The 19695-nt window shown below is 61.6% G+C and carries 15 protein-coding genes; 10 read left to right on the top strand and 5 right to left on the bottom strand.

Annotation, left to right across the window (positions count from 1 at the left end; translation table 11 throughout):
• Positions 1 to 85 precede the first annotated feature (85 nt).
• The 4 genes from Q5H89_RS05675 (at position 86) to Q5H89_RS05660 (ending at position 5259) form a co-directional block, all read left to right on the top strand.
• Complete coding sequence (locus tag Q5H89_RS05675) at positions 86 to 1936, top strand: tetratricopeptide repeat protein (RefSeq protein WP_305018333.1); 1851 nt, start codon at positions 86 to 88, stop codon at positions 1934 to 1936.
• A gap of 55 nt (positions 1937 to 1991) precedes the next feature.
• Positions 1992 to 2375: an STN domain-containing protein gene (locus Q5H89_RS05670; RefSeq protein WP_305018331.1), complete on the top strand. Its 384-nt coding sequence runs from the start codon at positions 1992 to 1994 to the stop codon at positions 2373 to 2375.
• A gap of 306 nt (positions 2376 to 2681) precedes the next feature.
• Positions 2682 to 4556 (top strand): single-stranded-DNA-specific exonuclease RecJ, encoded by a 1875-nt coding sequence (gene recJ / locus Q5H89_RS05665; protein WP_305018330.1) that lies wholly within the window; start codon positions 2682 to 2684, stop codon positions 4554 to 4556.
• Between the two features lie 82 nt (positions 4557 to 4638).
• Positions 4639 to 5259, top strand: coding sequence for a hypothetical protein (locus tag Q5H89_RS05660; RefSeq protein ID WP_305018329.1), 621 nt, complete (start codon positions 4639 to 4641; stop codon positions 5257 to 5259).
• A gap of 387 nt (positions 5260 to 5646) precedes the next feature.
• On the opposite strand, the gene Q5H89_RS05655 is transcribed toward Q5H89_RS05660, so the two are convergent.
• The 3 genes from Q5H89_RS05655 to Q5H89_RS05645 all read right to left on the bottom strand — a co-directional run bounded on the left by Q5H89_RS05655 (position 5647) and on the right by Q5H89_RS05645 (position 7706).
• Positions 5647 to 6465: a TPM domain-containing protein gene (locus Q5H89_RS05655; RefSeq protein WP_305018328.1), complete on the bottom strand. Its 819-nt coding sequence runs from the start codon at positions 6463 to 6465 to the stop codon at positions 5647 to 5649.
• Positions 6462 to 6926: a TPM domain-containing protein gene (locus tag Q5H89_RS05650; RefSeq protein WP_305018327.1), complete on the bottom strand. Its 465-nt coding sequence runs from the start codon at positions 6924 to 6926 to the stop codon at positions 6462 to 6464. Before Q5H89_RS05650 ends, Q5H89_RS05655 begins: the two co-directional genes overlap by 4 nt.
• 147 nt (positions 6927 to 7073) lie before the next feature.
• Positions 7074 to 7706 carry a LemA family protein gene (locus tag Q5H89_RS05645; protein WP_369810639.1) on the bottom strand — a complete coding sequence of 211 codons (633 nt, stop codon included), beginning with the start codon at positions 7704 to 7706 and terminating at the stop codon, positions 7074 to 7076.
• 180 nt (positions 7707 to 7886) lie between these two features.
• Here Q5H89_RS05645 and Q5H89_RS05640 point away from each other — a divergent pair, with 180 nt between their 5' ends.
• Positions 7887 to 8900: a sugar phosphate nucleotidyltransferase gene (locus Q5H89_RS05640; RefSeq protein WP_305018326.1), complete on the top strand. Its 1014-nt coding sequence runs from the start codon at positions 7887 to 7889 to the stop codon at positions 8898 to 8900.
• Positions 8901 to 8954: 54 nt separating this feature from the next.
• On the opposite strand, the gene panC is transcribed toward Q5H89_RS05640, so the two are convergent.
• On the bottom strand, positions 8955 to 9800 hold the full coding sequence (gene panC / locus Q5H89_RS05635) for a pantoate--beta-alanine ligase (protein WP_305018325.1): 846 nt from the start codon (positions 9798 to 9800) through the stop codon (positions 8955 to 8957).
• 116 nt (positions 9801 to 9916) lie between these two features.
• Here panC and Q5H89_RS05630 point away from each other — a divergent pair, with 116 nt between their 5' ends.
• The 5 genes from Q5H89_RS05630 (at position 9917) to gltX (ending at position 15105) form a co-directional block, all read left to right on the top strand.
• A complete protein-coding gene (locus Q5H89_RS05630) occupies positions 9917 to 10732 on the top strand; it encodes a glycogen/starch synthase (RefSeq protein ID WP_305018324.1) in 816 nt (271 codons plus the stop codon).
• A gap of 217 nt (positions 10733 to 10949) precedes the next feature.
• Entirely contained in the window at positions 10950 to 12785 is a 1836-nt protein-coding gene (gene glmS, locus Q5H89_RS05625) for a glutamine--fructose-6-phosphate transaminase (isomerizing) (RefSeq protein ID WP_305018323.1), read from the top strand.
• Between the two features lie 97 nt (positions 12786 to 12882).
• The gene (locus tag Q5H89_RS05620) at positions 12883 to 13269 is read left to right on the top strand and encodes a Rid family detoxifying hydrolase (RefSeq protein WP_305018322.1); all 387 of its coding nucleotides are present in this window, start codon (positions 12883 to 12885) and stop codon (positions 13267 to 13269) included.
• 72 nt (positions 13270 to 13341) lie between these two features.
• A complete protein-coding gene (locus tag Q5H89_RS05615) occupies positions 13342 to 13533 on the top strand; it encodes a hypothetical protein (RefSeq protein WP_305018321.1) in 192 nt (63 codons plus the stop codon).
• A gap of 24 nt (positions 13534 to 13557) precedes the next feature.
• Entirely contained in the window at positions 13558 to 15105 is a 1548-nt protein-coding gene (gltX, locus tag Q5H89_RS05610; protein ID WP_305018320.1) for a glutamate--tRNA ligase, read from the top strand.
• A 195-nt stretch (positions 15106 to 15300) separates the two neighbouring features.
• Here the strand turns inward: gltX and Q5H89_RS05605 are convergent, their stop codons facing one another.
• The gene (locus tag Q5H89_RS05605; RefSeq protein WP_305018319.1) at positions 15301 to 19380 is read right to left on the bottom strand and encodes a T9SS type A sorting domain-containing protein; all 4080 of its coding nucleotides are present in this window, start codon (positions 19378 to 19380) and stop codon (positions 15301 to 15303) included.
• Between the last annotated feature and the right edge of the window lie 315 nt (positions 19381 to 19695).

Genomic DNA, 19695 nt, shown 5'->3' with positions numbered 1-19695 from the left:
CGTAAGTTGGGCAAAGGCCCGGGCCGGGGCGTTGAACAAACCCGGCGCCCATCGGCGTTGCCAGGTTGTGAAATTGGTATCTCGTATGCGCTATTCGTTGTTGCTTTTACCCGCCAGCTGGCTAGCCCTGGCTGCCCCGCTGCACGCCCAGATTATGTCGGGCGGCCCGCCCCGGCCGGGCGCGTGGGCGCCCATCGATGCGCCTACGCTGGCCCGCGAATACGCCCGCCGGGGCGAGTATGAGAAAGCTGCCTTTCTTTTCGATAAACTAAAAAGTGACGAGCAGCTAGCCCCCACTGTGCTGCCCGACTACGTGACCACGCTGCAAGCCCTGAAGCGCTATAAAGACGCCGAAAAGCTGCTGAAAAAGGCCACCAAGCAGCACCCTGAAGAGGGCACCTACGGCGTGATGCTGGGCGCGCTTTACGCCACGGCCGGCGACCCAGCGGCGGCCGACAAGCAGTACCAGCGCGTACTCAGCCAGCTTACGCCGGCGCAGGTGGCCCCGGTGGCCGCCGAGTTTGGCCGGCGCGAGCAGCCGGCTTTGGTTGAGCGCACGTATTTGCGCGGCCGCGAGCTAGCCAGGAACAACACCGAGTACGCGCCGCAGCTCATTCAGCTCTACACCCAAAGCCAGGAGCAGGAAAAACTGCTGGCCGAAACGCTGCACCTCGTGGAGCGCGACGAGCAGCAGCTGCCCTTTGTGCGCAACATGCTCCAGAATGCGCTGCACGACGAAAAAGACTTCGACGCACTGGAGAAAATTCTCCTCACCAAAGTGCAGGCCCAGCCCGACCAAAACAGCTACAGCGAGCTGCTGCTGTGGCTGCAGGTGCAGCGCCACGATTTTGTGGGGGCACTGGTGCAGGCGCGGGCCATCGACCGGCGCACCAATGCCCAGGGTATGCGCGTGCTAATGCTGGCCGGCATTGCCCAGCGCAACCGCGACTACGCTACCGCCATTGCGGCCTGCGACTACGTGGTGCGCGAGTACCGCACCGGCCCCAACTACGGGCTAGCCCGCCAGCTTTTGCTGCAAGCGCGCGAGGCCCAGGTGCGCGATACCTATCCCGTAGACCCCGCCCAGGTGCAGGCCCTGGCCGCCGACTACGAGAAGCTCCTCACTGAGCTGGGCCGCACCCCCGACGCCGCCCCCGTGATGCGCCAGCTCGCCAACCTCTATGCCTTTCAGCTCGATAATAAGCCTAAGGCAATGGCGCTGCTGCAAGAGGTAGTGGCCATGCCCCGCGCCTCGGCTGAGGTAATAGACGAAGCCAAAACCACCCTCGGCGACTTATTTCTGTTGAAAGGTGAGCCTTGGGAAGCCACGCTGCTGTATTCGCAGGTTGAGAAGGCCCACCCCGAGGCGCCGCTGGGCTATGAGGCCAAGCTGCGCAACGCCCGCCTGAGCTACTTCGCCGGCGATTTTAAGCTGGCCCAGAGCCACCTCGATATTCTCAAGGAAGCCACCACCCGCGAAATTGCCAACGATGCCTTGCAGCTTTCGCTGCTCATCCAGGAGAGCACTGTGGAAGACACCCTGGGGCTAGCCCTCAAGGACTACGCCGCCGTGGAGCAGCTGGTATTTCAAAACAAGATTCCGCAGGCCGAGGCGGGCCTCGATGCGCTGCTGCGCAAGTACCCCGGCCACGCTTTGCAGGATGATGCCCTGTTTCTGAAAGCCAAGCTGCAGCGCCGCACCGGCGACTACGCCGCCGCCGTAGCCACCTTGGCCCAAATTACGGGTAATCCCAAATACGACGTGCTCAGCGACGACGCGCTGTTTCTGACGGCCGAGATTCAGGACGAAAACCTGAAGGATAAAGCCCAAGCCCAGGCGCTGTATCAGCAGGTGCTCACCAAATACCCCGGCAGCATCTACGTGGCCGAGGCCCGCAAGCGCTTCCGGCGGCTGCGCGGCGACGCCGTACAGTAGCCGGAAGCGCTTGCTTCGAGGTAGTCCTTTTCCCTAGGCGTAGTTACTTTCACGCATGCTTTCTACCCGTCTTATTGCCTGCCTGGTGGCTCTTGCCCAGGTGGTTGTGGCCAGTTCGGCCGCTTCTGGTTTTGTTGGCGCCCAGCGCCCGGCCCAGGGGCCGCCAGCGAATGCCCTCATCAAAATGGGCCGCTGCGACATGGAGGTGGTATATAACCTGCCCGCCCAGCGCTTCGATGAAACGGCTCGCGCCATTGCCCACGCCACGGGCTGCTACATCCGCTACACCGATAAAAAGCTGGTGAATGTGCCGGTGCAGCCGGTGCGCGGCCGGCTCACGCGGCGCCAGGCCCTGCGCGTGGCCCTGCGTGGCACTTCGCTCCGCATTGTGCGCGAAACCCCTAATCTGATGGAAGTGAAGCTCGCCTCAACCCATTAGGCTCTCCCTGCTGCGCCAACCCGCTTTGGGGCCTCACGCCGGCCGGCGAGCGGGCGGCTGCGCATAAGGCTGTGGTAGAATGCGGGTATTCAGTAACCGCCAGCGACGTAGGCTACCCAAAAAACACAAACATCAGGGCCAGGGCCAGAATGAACACCACGTACATCAGCCCATCGGACAAAATATACTGGCGGTAGCGCTGGTAAAACTCGCGGAGACGGCGCATGGCGGAGGGGAAGGAGGCCCGGCGAAGGTACGGCGGCTAATTTTTGTGTACTTTTGGGGCTATCCTTGTCTGAAATATTTATGGCTGTTATACCCCTAAAGCGCTGGAATATCGCGCCCGAACCGGACCCCGCCACGGTGGCCGGGCTAGGGCAGGCGCTGGGCATCAGCCCGGTGTTGGCCCGCCTGCTGGTGCAGCGTGGCATTACGACCGCCGCCGCCGCCCACGATTTTTTTGAGCCCGACCTGGCCAAGCTGGCCTCGCCCTGGCTGATGTGCGACATGGACCGTGCCGTAGCCCGCCTGCACCGCGCCCTCGAAGGCGGCGAAAAGATACTGGTGCTGGGTGACTATGATGTAGACGGTATCACGTCGGTAGCCTTGATAATCAGCTTTTTACGCCCGCTGGTTGAGAGCCTCGACACGCCCGAGGAGCAGAGCCGCTTTCAGCCCTACATCCCCGACCGGCACCGCGAGGGCTATGGCATCTCGATGCAGGCCGTGGACTACGCGCAGCAGCACGGCTTTAGCCTGATAGTGGCCCTCGACTGCGGCGTGAAAGCCGTGGAGCAGGTGTCGTATGCCAACACGCTAGGCCTCGATTTTATCATTTGTGACCACCACCTGCCCGGTGACGAGCTGCCGCCCGCCGTGGCCGTGCTCGACCCCAAGCGACTCGATTGCAGCTACCCGTATCCTGAGCTATCGGGCTGTGGGGTAGGCTTTAAGCTATTGCAAGCCTACACGGAAAAATACAACCTGCCGCTAGCCCCGCTCTATGCGCAGCTCGACCTCGTGACGGTGAGCATCGCGGCCGATGTAGTACCCATTACGGGCGAAAACCGCGTGCTGGCCGCCCACGGCCTGCGCCGCTTCAACGTGACGCAGGCGGCGGCTTTTGCCGCGCCCCAGCCCTCGGCTCTGGCCTCGGCCGATACCCTGGATGGCCCCGCCCCGCTAGCCCCGGCGCCGGCCGACACGGCCGGTGAGGGCCTGCGCCCCGGCCTGGCCGCGCTGCACGAGCTGGCCACCCCGCGCCAGGGGCCGCTGAGCCTCAGCTCGTTGGTGTTTGGCTTTGCGCCGCGCATCAACGCGGCCGGCCGCATGGGCGATGCCCACCGCGCCGTGAACATGCTGCTGGCCTCGACCCAGCAGGAGGCCCGCTACACCGCCGAGGTGGTCGACCACATGAACCAGGAGCGCCGCCTCTCCGACGCGCGCACCACCCAGGAGGCGCTGGCCCTCATTGCCGAAGACCCCGACGGTGCCACGGCGCCCGCCACGGTGCTCTACCAGCCGCACTGGCCGCAGGGCGTGTTGGGCATTGTAGCCTCGCGCTGCCTCGACCAGTACTACCGGCCCACCGTCATCCTCACCGAGCGCGATGGGCTGGCCACGGGCTCGGCTCGCTCGGTGGCGGGTTTCGACGTGCACGAGGTGCTGGAGGCCTGCGCGCCGCTGCTGCGGCAGTTTGGCGGCCACAAGGCGGCGGCCGGGCTAGCCCTGCCCATCGAGAATGTGCCGGCTTTCAAGGAGCAGTTTATGCGCGAAGTGGCGGCCCGCCTGCCCGTGGGCCAGCTGCCGGTGCGCCCGGTCGAGATTGATGCCGAGCTGGATTTTACGCAGCTTACCGAAGAATTTTTGCTGCAGCTCAACCGCCTGGAGCCGTTTGGGCCGGGCAACCCGGCGCCCATTTTTGCTACCCACCGGGTGCGGGCGGTGCCGGGCTCGGTGCGGCCGGTGGGCCATGCGGGCCACCTCAAAATCAGGCTCATGCAGCCCGGCCAGTCGCCGGGTTTGGTACTTGAGGGCATTGGCTTTGGGCTAGGGCATTATTTACCGCGCCTGCTGGAGATGCCCGATGCCGAATTTAGCGTGTGCTATACGCTGGAAATGAACGAGTTTCGGGGACAGCGCAGCTTGCAGCTGCGCCTGCTCGACCTGCGCTGGGAATAACGAGTAAGGGCCAATAAGAGTAAGGGGAGTGCCGCCGGGCTATCAGCCCGGCGGCACTCCCCTTACTCTTACTACGCATCCCGTGCGCTACGTCTCGCTAGACCTTGAAATGAGCGGCTCCGACCCGCTGCGCCACCAGATACTGGAGCTGGCGGCTGTGGTCGAAGATACCCGCCGCACCGCCACCACGCCGCTGGCCGAGCTGCCGGCCTTCCGCCGTGCCCTGCGCTACCGCGAACTGACGGGCACGCCCGGTGCGCTGGCCCTCAATGCCCGCCTGCTAGTGGAATTGGCCGATAAAAGCAAGGCCAACGCGCCCGACATCTGCCGGCCCGAGGAAGTGCTGGCCCAGCTGCGCGAATTCTTGCTCGCCAACGGCTTCAAACCCGATAAGAAAGACTGCGTGTCCATCACGCTGGCCGGCAAAAACGTGGGTACCTTCGACCTGCTTTTTTTGCGCCAGCTGCCCGGCTGGGGCACCCTGGTGCGGGCCGAGCCCGCCGTGCTCGACCCGGCCGCCTTCTACCTCAACTGGCACAAAGACTCGCGGCTGCCGTCCATGCTCATCTGCCAGGCCCGCGCCGGCGATGCCGAGCCCCACGTAGCCCACGAGGCCCTGGCCGATGCGCTGGAGGTAGTGCGGTTGCTGCGGCCCTTTTACGAGCGGCCATTTTATAAAGAGGTTCTTAGTAAGGAGGAGTAGCAGGCACGTAAAACAAACGTTATCTTAGTGACTACTACGCAGCCCATTAAAAACTTGACCAACCAGCCCGAACGCTCTTATCCGCCAGGTTATAGCCGGCCGTTGTGGTTAAATGGAGGGGTATGGTTAATAATTATAGGATTAGTAGTGCTTGCCGCTCAAAAAAACGAGCGAGAGGGAGCAAGGTACATTATGGCAGCCATTGTTTTGCTAGGGGTCGGCGCGTTGCTGAACTTACTACTGGCCAGTACCGCTAAGCATGGACGGGGTATTTATTTAGTTGCTGCCATACTGTTTGGATTACTACTTATTTCGATTCTTATCAATTGATGAGGCGTAGTCAAATTTTAGCGAGTGGGTTATAGTCGAAGGGCTATTACTCTACTGCTACCAGCTGCCGCTGGCCCCGCCGCCGCCGCTGCTGCCGCCGCCGAAGCCCCCAAAGCCTCCGCCTCCGCCACCGCCGAAGCCCCCGCCTCCGCCGCCAAACACGCCGCGGCCACCCGAAAAGTCGCCGAAGATGATAGGCGGCACGAAGCCGCCGCCGCGCCCGCCCCGGCCGCCGCCCCCGCGCGAGCGCAGGATGAAAATCAGCACCAGCGCGGCAATAATTATCCAGAAGCCCGGCCCCGAGCCCGAGCGGTCGCGGCTGCCCTGGCGGCGCTGTGCGTCGGCGGGGTCAGCCTTGTATTCGCCCTTGGCTAGGGCAATGAGTTGGTCGGTGCCCCGGTCGAGGCCCGCATAATAGTTGTTCTCCTTGAAAGCGGGCACCAGCGTGTTGCTGATGATGCGCTTGGCCAAGGCGTCGGGCACGGCGCCTTCGAGGCCGTAGCCGGTCTGGATGCGCGCCAGGTGCTCCTGCTTGGCCACTAGTACCAGAATGCCGTTGTCCTTGCCCTTGCGGCCAATTCCCCAGGCTTCATACAGCTTCTGGGCATAGTCGGCAATGTCGTTACCATCGAGCGAGGGCACGGTAACCACCGCAATCTGCGACGACGTGCTGTCGTCGTAGGCCACCAGCTTTTGCTCAAGCGCGGCCGTTTCCTGGGGCTGCATCAGCCCGGCCAGGTCGTTGACGAGGCGCGGCGGGTCGGGGCGCGGGGGCACGTTCTGGGCCCGGGCGGCCAGGGCCAGGCCTAGCCACAAGGCCAGCAACCAAGCCCAGCCGGCGGGGCTGCGCAGCCGAAAAGTAAGGGCGTTTTTCATCGGCCAGGGGTAGGGGAGGGGGCGTCGTCGCCGTAAGAAATATCGTCGTCCAGCTCGTTTACATCGGTAGCCGCATTGTAGGGAAAAAGCTGCCGCAGCTGCTCGCCCACCAGCCGGATGCCGCGCTCCAGGCCGGTCACGTACTGCTCCTGCCGAAAGTGATTGACCACGGTTTCCTTCACATCTTCCCAAAAATCGTCGGGCACCGAGGCGTTGATGCCCGCATCGCCCACCACGGCAAACTGCCGCGTTTGCCAGGCCAGGTAAAACAGCACCCCGTTGCGCAGCTTGGTGTGGTGCATTTTAAGCTCGGCAAACACCTGGGCGGCGCGGTCGAGCGGCTCGGGCGTGGGGCATTTTTCTTCGAGGTGCAGCCGGATTTCGCCCGACGTGCGCAGCTCGGCCGCCTTAATGGCGGCCACCAGCGTCTCTTCCTGGGCAGGGGTGAGGGGGTGGGTCATGGGGAAAGGAGGGGGAACAAAACGTCTGTCATTGCGAGGAGGAACGATGAAGCAATCTTTCCTTCCGTTGGTGAACGAATCAGGAAGGGTTGCTTCGTCGTTCCTCCTCGCAATGACAGACGAATTAAGTAATCGGCAGCTAAACGGCTACTTGCTGCCCGCCGGCGTGTTGCCACCCGATGCCGGGGCGCCGCCCATGTCGCCAAAGTCCACCTTCGGCGCCTCCTTGGCCGAGGCGTCGGCTTCAAAGTACCCTTTGGGCGGGAAGCCGAACATGCCGGCAAATAGGTTGTTCGGGAACGAGCGGGTGAAGGTATTGTAGTCGTTCACGGTGCTGTTGAACTTGTTGCGCTCCACGTTGATGCGGTTTTCGGTGCCCTCAATCTGGGCTTGCAGCTCTTGGAAATTGGCGTTGGCTTTCAATTCGGGGTAGTTCTCGCTCACGGCCAGCAGGCGGCCTAGCCCGGAAGAAAGCTGGCTTTGCGCGGCCTGAAATTTCTGAATGTTTTCGGGCGTCAGCTGGTCGGCCGAGAGCTGCACGCTGGTGGCTTTGGCGCGCGCTTCGATAACGCCTTCGAGAGTTGACTTTTCGAAATTAGCCGCACCCTTTACCGTGTTCACAAGATTAGGAATGAGGTCGGAGCGGCGCTGGTAGGCGCTTTGTACGTTGGCCCACTGACCTTTAACGGCCTGGTCGCGCTGCACCATGCCGTTGTAGCCGCACGACGATTGCGAGAGCAGCGTCACCATCGCGGCGAAGTAGAGAAGAAGGCGTTTCATAGGGTGAATGGTTTCTAAGTGCTGGTTTCTAGCTTTGAGGCCCAGCGGTGAGAAAGAAATAATCGAACGGCCGTAACTAGCGCCTAGCGGCGGCGGTTATGGAGCCCGACCGGCGCAAAGTACGCAGTCGCCCCGCAACGGTTGTACGGTTCTGTTTTTCCTGCCTTTGCCCCCTAGTCCATGAAAGCTGTTATTCCCGTTGCCGGCATCGGCTCGCGCCTGCGGCCGCACACCCACACCCAGCCCAAAAGCCTGGTGCCGGTGGCCGGCAATACCATCCTGGGCCACATCGTGGACCGCCTGCGCGGGGCCGGCTTCACCGAGTTTGTGTTCATCATCGGCTACCTCGGCGATAAGATTGAGGAGTACGTGCGCCGCCACTACCCCGAGCTGCAGGTCACGTTCGTGGTGCAGGAGCCGCGCGAGGGCCTGGGCCACGCCCTGTGGCTAGCCCGCGAAACCTTCCGCCACGACCCCGACGGCGTGCTCATCCTGCTCGGCGACACCATCGTGGATGTCGACCTGCCCGCCCTGCTGGCCCAGCCCGGCACGGTGCTCGCCATCAAGGAAGTAAAAACGCCGAGCCTCTTTGGCCTGGTCGAAACCAACGCCGCCGGCGAAGTAAGCCGCGTGGTCGAGAAGCCGCGCATCCCGAAATCGAACTACGCCCTGGTGGGCCTCTACAAAATCGCCAATGCCGAGAAGCTGGCCGAGGCCCTGGAGTGGCTCATCAGCACCGGCCGCCGCACCCACGAGGAGTATCAGCTCACCGATGCCCTCATGCACCTCATCGAGGAAGGCGAGCCCATGCGCACTGCCGCCGTCGATAACTGGTTTGACTGTGGCCGCAAGGAAACGCTGCTCGAAGCCAACGCCCGCCTGCTCGACCAGCCCGAGTTTCGGCAGGTGCGCGCCTACCCCGAGTTTCCGGATACGGTCATCATTCCGCCCGTCAGCATCGGGCAGGGCTGCCGCATCGAGCACGCCATCATCGGGCCCAACGTGGCCATCGGCGACCGTACCATTATCCGCCACACCATCGTCAGCGACAGCATTATCGGCTCGTACTCCGAGCTTAGCTCGGCCGTAATGAGCGACTGCATCGTAGGCTCCGACGCTTCCTTCAAAGGCTTAAATCACAGCCTTAACCTTGGCGATAATACCGAAATCGACTACGGCCAGGCGCGGGGCTAGCCACCTGTCGTTGCGCTCGCAATGACAAACGTAGTGGAGAGGCTATTGCGTCAGTTATTCCACCACCACATTGTCAATCAGCCGCACGCCGCCCAGGTGGGCAGCCACGCACAGCACCACGGCCCGGCCGGCTTCGTAACGGGCTAGCGGCTGCAAAGTCTGCGCATCGGCTACTTCAAAATATTCAGGGGTGAACTGCGGCTCCTGGGCTAGTGTGGCCAGGGCTTGGGCCTGCACTTCGGTGGGCGCCACACCCTGCCGCACCTGGCCGGCCGCCTGGGTCAGCACTTGGTGCAGGAGGGGCGCCGCGGCCCGCGCCTCGGGGCTCAGGCGGCGGTTGCGCGACGACATGGCTAGCCCATCGGCCTCGCGCACCGTGGGCGCCACCACCAGCTCCAGGTCAAATGAAAGGTCGGCAATAAGCTGGCGCACAATGGCTACCTGCTGAAAATCCTTCTGCCCGAAATATGCCCGGTGCGGCCGGGCCATATGAAAGAGCTTGCTCACCACCGTAGCCACGCCGTTGAAGTGGCCGGGCCGGTGGGCGCCTTCCATCACGCGCTCCAGCGGCCCAAAGTCGAAGCGCAGCACGGTGGGCTGCGGGTAAATTTCGGCCACATCGGGCATGAATAGCGTCGTGCAGCCCGCACCGGCCAGCAGGGCCGTATCCTGCTCGGGCAGACGTGGGTAGAGACGTAAATCGTCGGGGTTATTGAACTGGGTGGGGTTGACGAAGATGCTGGCCACCACATCGTCGCAGTCGGCGGCAGCGGCCTGCACCAGGTGCAGGTGGCCGTCGTGCAGGGCGCCCATGGTAGGCACCAGGCCCAGGCGCCGGCCGGCGCGCCGGCTAGCCTCCACAAAGGATTGCAGGTCGGCGGCGGTAGTAAAAACGTGCATTAAGCTAGACAATAAAGCGATAAGGCCAGGTAAATTTTATTGAAAATTCGCGAAAAAATGCGTAATTTTGTGGAGGCAATCTATGCCTCGTTCTCAAATCCTTTAGTTCACTAGCTATGTCGAAGTTGCGCATCCTGTACGCGGCCACCGAAATTGACCCCTTCCTCCAGACTACGAAGGTAGCGGAGCTGCTGCGCCGCCTGCCGGCGGGTATGCAGGAGGCGGGCGCCGAAATCCGGATTTTTGTGCCTCGCTTCGGCATCATCAATGAGCGTAAGAACCGCCTGCACGAAGTGGTGCGCCTCTCGGGCATCAACATTGCGGTGGGCGACGACGAGAAGCCGCTGGTGATTAAGGTGGCTTCCATTCCGACCGCGAAGCTACAGGTTTATTTTATCGACAACGAGGATTACTTCCACCGCAAGTCGGCCCTGGTCGACAAAAACGACAAGTTTTACCTCGACAACGACGAGCGCGCCATCTTCTTCTGCAAGGGCGTGCTCGAAACGGTGAAGAAGCTCGGCTGGTCGCCCGATATCGTGCATTGCAACGACTGGATGACTTCGCTCATCCCGCTGTACCTGAAAACGACCTACAAGAAAGACCCGGTGTTCAAGGATGCCAAGTCGGTATTTACGGTCTACAACAACGAGTTTCTAGACAAATTTGAGGGCAACCTGGTTGATAAGGCCAAGATGCTCGACATCGACGACCAGATGCTGACTTCGCTCAAGTCGGCCGATTTCTCGGGCTTCGTGAAGCTGGGCATGGAGTACGCCGACACGGTGGTGCGCTCGGACGAAGATTTTTCGGACAACCTGAACGGTCTGTTCAAGGAGTACGCCGCCCACAGCCGCCTCAGCCAGGTGGCCGCCGACGAAAATCTGCTCTCCTCGTACCAGGCCCTCTACAACGAGCTGGCTGCCAACTAAGCTCCCGGCCCGCGCCTAGTTGGGAGCTACTTCTTAACTTTGCATTATCCCGTACCGGCCGCTGGCCTCGCTTTGGGCGGAGCCGGCGGCCGGTACTGTTTTAGCTAAGCTCGACAGCTAACGGTTGTTTGGCTAAAAAATTGCTTGTGCCCGGCACCCTGCCCCTAGCTAGGCAGCGGGCTATTATTTAGTTCATCTACTTTTACTCTCCCTGCACATGTGCGGTATCGTTGCTTATCTGGGCCATCGTGAGGCCTGCCCTATCATTCTTAAAGGATTGCACCGCCTCGAATACCGGGGCTACGACTCGGCCGGCGTGGCCCTGCTCAACGGCAGCCTGAGTGTATACAAGAAGAAGGGCAAGGTTGCGGAGCTGGAAAATTTCCTGGCCGATAAGGACACGCACGCTACCATTGGCATGGGCCACACCCGCTGGGCCACCCACGGCGAGCCCAACGACGTGAACGCGCACCCGCACTATTCCACTTCGGAGCGGATTGCCATCATTCACAACGGCATTATCGAGAACTACGCGGCGCTGAAAACGCACTTGCAGAAGCAGGGCCACGTGTTCCACTCCGATACCGACACGGAAGTATTCGTCAACCTCATCGAGGACATTCAAACCAACAACCACTGCACCCTGGAAGAGGCGGTGCGCCTGGCCCTGCACGAAGTAATTGGTGCTTACGCCATTGTGGTGCTGAGCAAGGATGCCCCCAACCAACTCATTGCCGCCCGCAAGGGCTCGCCGCTGGTTATCGGCATCGGCGAAGGCGAGTTTTTTGTAGCTTCCGATGCCACGCCCATTATCGAGTACACCAACGAGGTAGTGTATGTAAACGACTATGAGCTGGCTGTTATCAAGGATGGCCAGCTAGCCATCCGCTCGCGCGAAGACGTGGTGCAGACGCCCTACATCCAGCGCCTGGAGCTGGAGCTTGACAGCATCGAAAAAGGTGGCTACGAGCACTTTATGCTCAAAGAGATTTTCGAGCAGCCGCGTTCCATCCTCGATTCGATGCGCGGCCGCCTCGAGCTAGGGGGCAGCCACCTCAACATGGCCGGCTTCCGGGCCTACGAGCAGAAGTTTGTGAATGCCCAGCGCATTATCATCGTGGCCTGCGGTACCTCGTGGCACGCCGGCCTGGTGGCCGAGTACCTCATCGAGGACCTGGCGCGCATTCCGGTTGAGGTAGAGTACGCTTCGGAGTTCCGCTACCGCAACCCGGTTATTTCGGAGCGCGACATCGTGATTGCCATCTCGCAGAGCGGCGAAACGGCCGATACCCTAGCCGCCCTGGAGCTGGCCAAGAGCAAGGGTGCTACCATTTTCGGCATCTGCAACGTGGTGGGCAGCAGCATTGCCCGCGCCACCGACGCCGGTGCCTACACCCACGCCGGCCCCGAAATCGGCGTAGCCTCGACCAAAGCCTTCACGGCCCAGGTAACGGTGCTGACCTTGCTGGCCATGTGCATGGGCCAGCGCCGCGGCACGCTATCCGATACCAAGCTGCGCGAGCTGACCACCGAGCTGCACAACATTCCGAGCAAGGTGGAGAAGGCTCTGAAGCTCGACGCTGAGATTCAGGTAATTGCCGAGACGTTTAAGGACGTGCCCAACTTCCTGTACCTGGGCCGCGGCTACAACTTCCCGGTGGCCCTGGAAGGAGCGCTCAAGCTCAAGGAAATCAGCTACATCCACGCCGAGGGCTACCCGGCCGCCGAGATGAAGCACGGCCCCATCGCCCTCATCGACGAGAGCATGCCGGTAGTGGTTATTGCCACCAAAGACAGCTCGTATGAGAAGGTGGTAAGCAACATTCAGGAGGTGAAAGCCCGCAAGGGCCGCATTATCGCGGTAGTAACGGAGGGCGACACGACCATCCCGGCTATGGCCGAGTTTGTGATTGAAGTGCCCGCTACCTCGGAGGTGCTGATGCCGCTCGTGTCGGTGATTCCGCTGCAGCTGCTGAGCTACCACATTGCGGTGCTGCGCGGCTGCAACGTGGACCAGCCCCGCAACCTCGCCAAGTCGGTAACGGTGGAGTAAGGCGGACCTTACTAGCCTGAAAACGCGGAAGCCGCCCCTAGCCGGGGCGGCTTCTTTCGTTACTTTGGAGCCTGAAACAACTTCTTTTTCCTTCCTCATGCCCCACCAGATTATCCTGACCGACCAGGCGCCCGCGCCGATTGGGCCTTACAGCCAAGCCATTAAGGCCGGCAACACCGTGTACGTTTCGGGCCAGATACCGCTGAGCGCGGCCGGCCAGCTCGTGGGCGAAGGCGACGTGAGCGCCCAAACCCACCAGGTACTCAAAAACCTGACGGCCGTGCTGGCCGCCGCCGGGCTAGCCCTCACCGACGTGGTGAAGTGCTCCATTTTCGTGAAAGACCTGGGCAACTTCGCCACAATTAACCAGATATACGGCACGTACTTCGACGAAGCCACTGCCCCAGCCCGCGAAACGGTGGAGGTAGCCCGCCTGCCGCGCGACGTGGAAGTGGAGATTTCCTGCATTGCCGTGGGTGCCTAGGCTGCGCGTGTGCAAAAGACCCGCTAGCGGCATCGCAAAGGGGAGGCGCCAACGGGCGTTTCCCCTTTTCTTATGAGAGAGCTTGGACTTGCTATGCTGCTCGTGGGGTTGGTGTCATTGGCCCTGCCGTTCATCAACCCGAACGTTCACTACATTTTTCTGACCTGGATTGATACCTGGGGGCCTGGTGTGGCCTGGGGCATCCGGGGCGGCATTACGCTGGTGGGCTTGTTTTTGTGGCTGCGCTACCGGGGACGCGATTGAGTAGTGCCGTACCTTTGCGGCATTATGAGTAACCGACCTGTCCGGGTGCGTTTTGCACCTTCGCCCACTGGGCCGCTGCACATTGGCGGCGTGCGCACGGCGCTATACAACTACCTGCTGGCCCGCAAACTGGGCGGCACCATGATACTGCGCATCGAGGATACCGACCAGAATCGGTTTGTGCCCGGCGCCGAAGACTACATCCGCGAGAGCCTCGAATGGGTAGGCATTGAGCTGGATGAGAGCCCCTGGAAGGGCGGCCCGCACGCGCCCTACCGCCAGAGCGAGCGCAAGCCCATGTACCGCGAGTATGCCGACCAGCTCATCCGCGATGGCTACGCCTACTACGCCTTCGACACGCCCGAGGAACTTGACGCCATGCGCGAGCGCCTGCAAGCCGCCAAGGTGCCCAATCCGCAGTACAACAGCATTACGCGCGCCCAGATGCGCAACTCGCTCACCCTGCCCGAGGATGAGGTGAAGCAGCTGCTCGACAGCGGTGCGCCCTACGTTATCCGCCTCAAGGTGCCGCGCAAGGAGGAGGTGCGCTTCCAGGACATGATTCGGGGCTGGGTGGTGGTGCATTCGAGCGCCATCGACGACAAGGTGCTGATGAAGTCGGACGGCATGCCGACCTACCACCTCGCCAACATTGTGGACGACCATTTGATGGACATCTCGCACGTTATCCGGGGTGAGGAGTGGCTGCCCTCGGCGCCGCTGCACGTGCTACTCTATCGCTACCTGGGCTGGGAGAAGACCATGCCGCAGTTTGCCCACCTGCCCTTGCTGCTCAAGCCCGATGGCACCGGCAAGCTCAGCAAGCGCGACGGCGACCGCCTGGGCTTCCCGGTATTTGCCCTGGAGTGGCACGGCACCGACGCCGAAACCGGCGAGCCGACCGTGAGCCGTGGCTACCGCGAGGAAGGCTACCTGCCCGAGGCGCTGGTTAATTTCCTGGCCTTTTTGGGCTGGAACCCCGGCACGGCGCAGGAGATTTTCTCGATGCAGGAGCTGATTGAGGCTTTCTCGATTGAGCGCGTGAGCAAGTCGCCCGCCAAGTTCGACCAGAACAAGGTGAAGTGGTTCAACGAGCACTACCTGCGCGCCAAATCGGATGCCGGGCTGGCGCCCTACCTGCTAGGGGCCCTGGCCGAGCACGGCCTGGCCTGCGACCAGGCCAAGGCCGAGCAGATTGTGGCCGTGATGAAGGAGCGCGTGAGCTTCCCGCAGGATTTCTGGCAGGAAGCCCGGTACTTCTTCGAAGCCCCCACTAGCTACGACGAGCAGGTGGTAGCCAAGAAATGGAACCCGCAGGTGAGCGCGGCCCTGGCCGCCTACGCCGACGCCCTGCCCGATAATTCGGAGCCTAGCGCCAACGCGGAGGTGCTGAAAGCGCTCTTTACCCAGACGGTAGAGGCCCAAGGCATGAAGCCCGGCCAGGTATTGCAAGCCCTGCGCGTGGCCGCGACGGGCGCCGCCGCCGGCCCCGACCTGTTTGAAACCCTGGCCATCCTGGGCACGGGCGAGGTAGCCCGGCGCCTGCGCACGGCGGTGGAGCGCTTGGGCTAGCCCTCGCACGCCTAAAAAAGGGCCCCGACCAACCAAGGTCGGGGCCCTTTTTTAGGCCTGGTGCAGTACCGATACTGCCGGTTTTGGAAGTGCTGCGCAACCTGCCCGGCTTTTGGGCGAAGGCTTCGCCAGCCATAAAAAAGCCCCGCCAGTTCTGGCGGGGCTTTTTTTATGGCTGCTGGTAGCCAGCAGCTATTAGTTGCGCAGCAGCGGCAAGGCCTGCCGCACGCCAGCACCTTGCACTAGCACCAGGTAGGCACCCTGGGGCAGGCCGCTCAGGTCGAGGGGCGAGGCCTGGGCACCCACCTGCTGGGCGCGCAGCACGCGGCCCGTGAGGTCGAGCACCTGCACCGAGTAGGTGCCCTGGGCCAGGCCGCTCAGGTCGAGCACAATCTGGCCCTGGCTGGGGTTGGGGTAGAGGCTGGCGGCGGCTTTGGCCGTGGCAAACTGCACGGCGCGCACCGGGCTGTAGGAGGCCGTGCCATCCAAGTCTACCTGCTTCAGGCGGTAGTAAACCGTGGTAGAAGCCAGGCGGCCGGCATTGCTGTCGGTGAACGTGTAGGTGGTGTTTGTTACGCTGTTGCCCTGGCCCCGCACGGTGCCCACGGCCACGAAGCCGCTGCCCGTGAGCGAGCGCTCTATCGTGAAGTGGTCGTTGTTGTGCTCCGAAGCAGTGCTCCACGTCAGCAGGGCATCCTGGCGCACAGCCAGCGCCTCAAAGCGGCTCAGCTCAACCGGCAGGGGGTTCACAATGGTTACGTCTTCCAGCGTGCTGGTAGTCGTGGCATAGTTGCTACCTGGCGCGGTGCCCCCACCGCTTGCAAAGCTGCCGCTAGGGGTAACAGTGCTATTGGCCGCAGTGCGGGTCGGGTCGGTGAATGTTACGTCGCCGCTAGCCTGGTAAACAGTACCGTTTACGGCAGCTTTCGCAATAGTGGCGCGGTAGGAAATTTTAAGCGTAGAGCCGGCCGGGATGGTAATACCGCTGAAGACAGGCGCATTAGTGCCCGCCCCGGCCAGTGTGTAGGCCGAAGCTGCCAACGTAGTCGTGGTGCCATCGGCCGCAGTCAGGCTTACCGTAACCGGCGACGAGCTATCCAGGGTAAAGAGCGGGTCCATCGTCAGCGTGGTGCTGGTATTGGGCGCCGTGCCGCCGGTGTTGGAAATAATAGCCGTGTAAGAAGCCGGGTTGGGCGCGCTGGCCGACGAAGACCGGGTGACGTTAGGCGTAGACGTAGTCAGCTCCACGGCCAGCGTTGGGATGCACGAGCCAGCGCCACCAATGGTGTTAGTAGCCGTTGCCGACGTGCTTAAGTTAGCGGTATTCGTGGCCGAAGTTATAGCCGTGCCGGCAGCTGCGCTGTAAGATTGCGTGCCACCGCCGTTTGACAAATAAGTTACCCCGGCAGCGCCAGCTGCTACGGAAACAGTTTGCGGAGCCACGTTGGCATAAACTACGCCGCCGCTGCCGCCGCCACCCGGGCCATAAGGGCTTCTGTTGTTGCCGGTATTGACGGTGCCGCCACTGCCACCAATTGCGTTGGTGGTTATACCGGCGAGGCTGTTATTGCCGGTAGCAGAGGTAGCCATCACTAAGATAGTGCCCCCTGCCCCGCCGCCGCCGCCGCCCTGGGCAAGTGCCCCGCCAGCAGCGGGCGCAGCTCCACCACTAGCCTGGATTGTTGCTGTGCCCGTTACAGAGCCGGTGCGGAAAATGACGATGCCGCCCCCAATGCCGCCGCTGCTCAGGTAAGCTGTTGCCGCCCCGTTATCAGTCGAGCCGGCGCCGCCGCCGCCGCCCATTATGAGGGTAGAAGCCGAGCCCGTGGTAAAGCCCCGCCCCCCTATACCGAAGCTAGTGCCCGCATTAGCCGAGCCAAAGCCATTGCCGCCCCGGCCACCGGCCACCAGGTTGGCGCCGCCGCCGCCGCCGCTGTTGCCCGCATTGGTTAGGGGAGTGAAATCCTGTGCGCCACCACCAGCATTAGCCGGCGCCCCCCGGTTGTTGTCGCCGGTGGGGTAGCCCGTACCCGTGGTCTTTATCGTGGTAGTGCCGTCGTAGAAGTTTACGGGGGTGCCGGCGATGCCTTCGCCTTTCGACCCGTGGGCCGTTACGCTGGTAGGAGTGGCGTAAAGTGTTTGGTCGTTGATAGTATTACCGCCATAGCTTACGCCACCGCCGCCGGCAAAGCCTTTGGCCGTCATGCTCAGGCCCGCGGTGCCCGAAAATGTGGTGGAGCCGGCAACATCCAGGGCCAGCACGCCCCCTACTTTCGTTTGGCTATTCCAGGCCGTGCCCGTTAAGATGCCGTTGATAGTGAGTGAAGAATACTGAGGAACACGGATAACCTGGAAATTTTGATTGGTGCCGGTGCTGTACGTATTGGTCAGCGCTCTGTTCAGGGTAATAGAGGTAATAGGCGAACCGCTCACGCTGGCTACCACTGCGTACTCATACTGCCCCGCGGTGCTGCTGCTGGCGCTAACGGCTCCGTAAGTGCTGCTGCTCGCGCCGTTATCAATAGTTGCGCCCTGCATCTGCATCACCAGCACCAAGTCGCCGGCTGCTACCGGAGTGGTGCCTACTATCGTGCTCACGCCTATTACCGAAACAGTAGTATTCGCCGCGGTGGTTACAGCAGATACGGAAGTGCCGGAATAGTAGGTGTTAGGCCCGGCAGTGGTTAAGGAGCCAACCCCGTCTTTGCCCGGAGTGGCGCATACCGCCGCCACGGTTACGGGGCCTACCACAACGGTGGTAAGGGAGGCCGTATTATTGGTGATTACCGGGTCGGGCACTGCGAAATTGGTGCCGTAGGTGTAGCCCGCGGTAGTTGCAATACTCGTGGTGCCGGAGCTTGGTACCGCAAACGAGATAGTGTTGCTGACAGCCGCCCCCGACGTAAGCGTCGTCTGGCTGAACGTCACCAGGCCCGACGTTGTATTGTACGTATAGTTGGCCGAAGCCGGGATGGTCAGGTTGGCGGGCAGCTGCAAGGTGGGGCTGATGTTGGTCGCCTGCTCAACCCCAATGTTGGTTGTCGAAACGGTGTAGGTTACCGTCGCGCCGGGGCTAGCCGAAGCCGGGCCGCTCACGCTGGTGGCTACATCGGCCCCGGTTACCCGAATGGTGATGTTGGCCGGGTTCGAGGTCTGCCCCAGAATGTCGTTAACCGTGTAAGGAATAGGCGTTACGAGGCCGGCATAGCCAGTAACGGGCGTAAACGTCACCACGCCTTGCGAGTTAACCGTGAAGGTGCCTTGGTTGGCCACCGTGTAGCTAGACTGGATACCGGGGGTACTAGGGTCCAGGTCTACGGTTGCGGGGTTGATAGTGGCCCCAATGCCCTTATCATTGCTCAGCACGCTGAGGGTAACGGCCGTATTGTACTTCGTTATGGCCGCGTCATCCACCGCATAGGGGTTGTTGAGGATGGCCAGGTTGCGAATTTCGTGGATGTCGGTATAGGCCCCGGTAGAGGCTGCAAACCCGATGCGCAGGTTAGCCGGCGGGGTCGTTATCGGATAAGAATCCGTGGTGGTCGTGACGGTAGTGCCGTGCTGAATCCGCACGGTAACGGTATAGGCCCCGTTTGAGGGAACAACGTAAATATACGCTTTGCGATAATCGGCGGTGCCTGCCTGCGCCCGGGTAGTGGCCACGCTCAGGTCGAAGGGGAGCGTGCCGCTGCTGGTCAGGTACTGGTAGTTGGACGTGCCCGTGCCCGGGCCGCGCAGCGTAACCGACTGCGGCACCAGGGTCGTCGTGTTGGTAGTGCCCGTCGTCGTCGTCGTCGTGTAGCCCCCTACGCGGCCTTCGCTCGACGTGGCAAAGTTGCCGTACTCATCAAGGCCGATACCGAGGTAGCCCTTCGTTACGCCGTTGATATCAGTAGTTACGGAGCCGCTGGCGGCCGTTTTTTGCGCGTAGCCCAGCGAGCCCCCATAGGCGCCGATAACAAACTGCCCGGCTGTTTTAGGGTCAGTGCCGTTCGCATCAATCAAGAATACACTAATACCATCGGCCGGCGCCACGCTCGTGCTGCCGTAAGTGAAAAACTCAAAGGAGATGCTAAAGCCCTGCGGCGAGGCAAAGCTGCCGTTTAGAATAGCGTAGCCAGCTTGGTTAGTGGTATTATCCGTCAGGCGCAGGTAGCCAGGCGTGGTAGTTGTGCCTGTAAGCGTTGCCTTGCCACCTAGGGTAAAGCTTGGGGCCGTAGACCCCGTGAAAGGCTCGTTGATGGGAAACTGCGCCTGGGCCGGTAGCTGGCTCACCAGCGATAAGCCAAAGGCTGCCACCGCCGAAAGACGTCGCCAAGAGTGTTTAGCTCGTTGGTAGCCAGCAAGAAGCTTGCTGCTACGGCCACGATGTAGACTGTTTTTCATAAGCGAGAAAAAGGATAAATTGAAGAAGTAACAGGACAAAATAGTAATGCCGCTGCTTGATTATTAGTCTTAATAATCAAGCAGTTGCAAATGTAATACGGCCACTTTTAACCCTTTTTCCCTTATTGAGAAACAATAACTTTTTCTTACAGAAGTGCAATAAAAGCCCGATTTTTTTGCCTTCTTGAGCAATTCTAAAAAAAT

The sequence above is a fragment of the Hymenobacter cheonanensis genome (assembly GCF_030581075.1).
Taxonomy (GTDB): domain Bacteria; phylum Bacteroidota; class Bacteroidia; order Cytophagales; family Hymenobacteraceae; genus Hymenobacter.
Note: the sequence above shows the minus strand (reverse complement) of the source record. Positions and strands in the feature narration are given on the sequence as shown.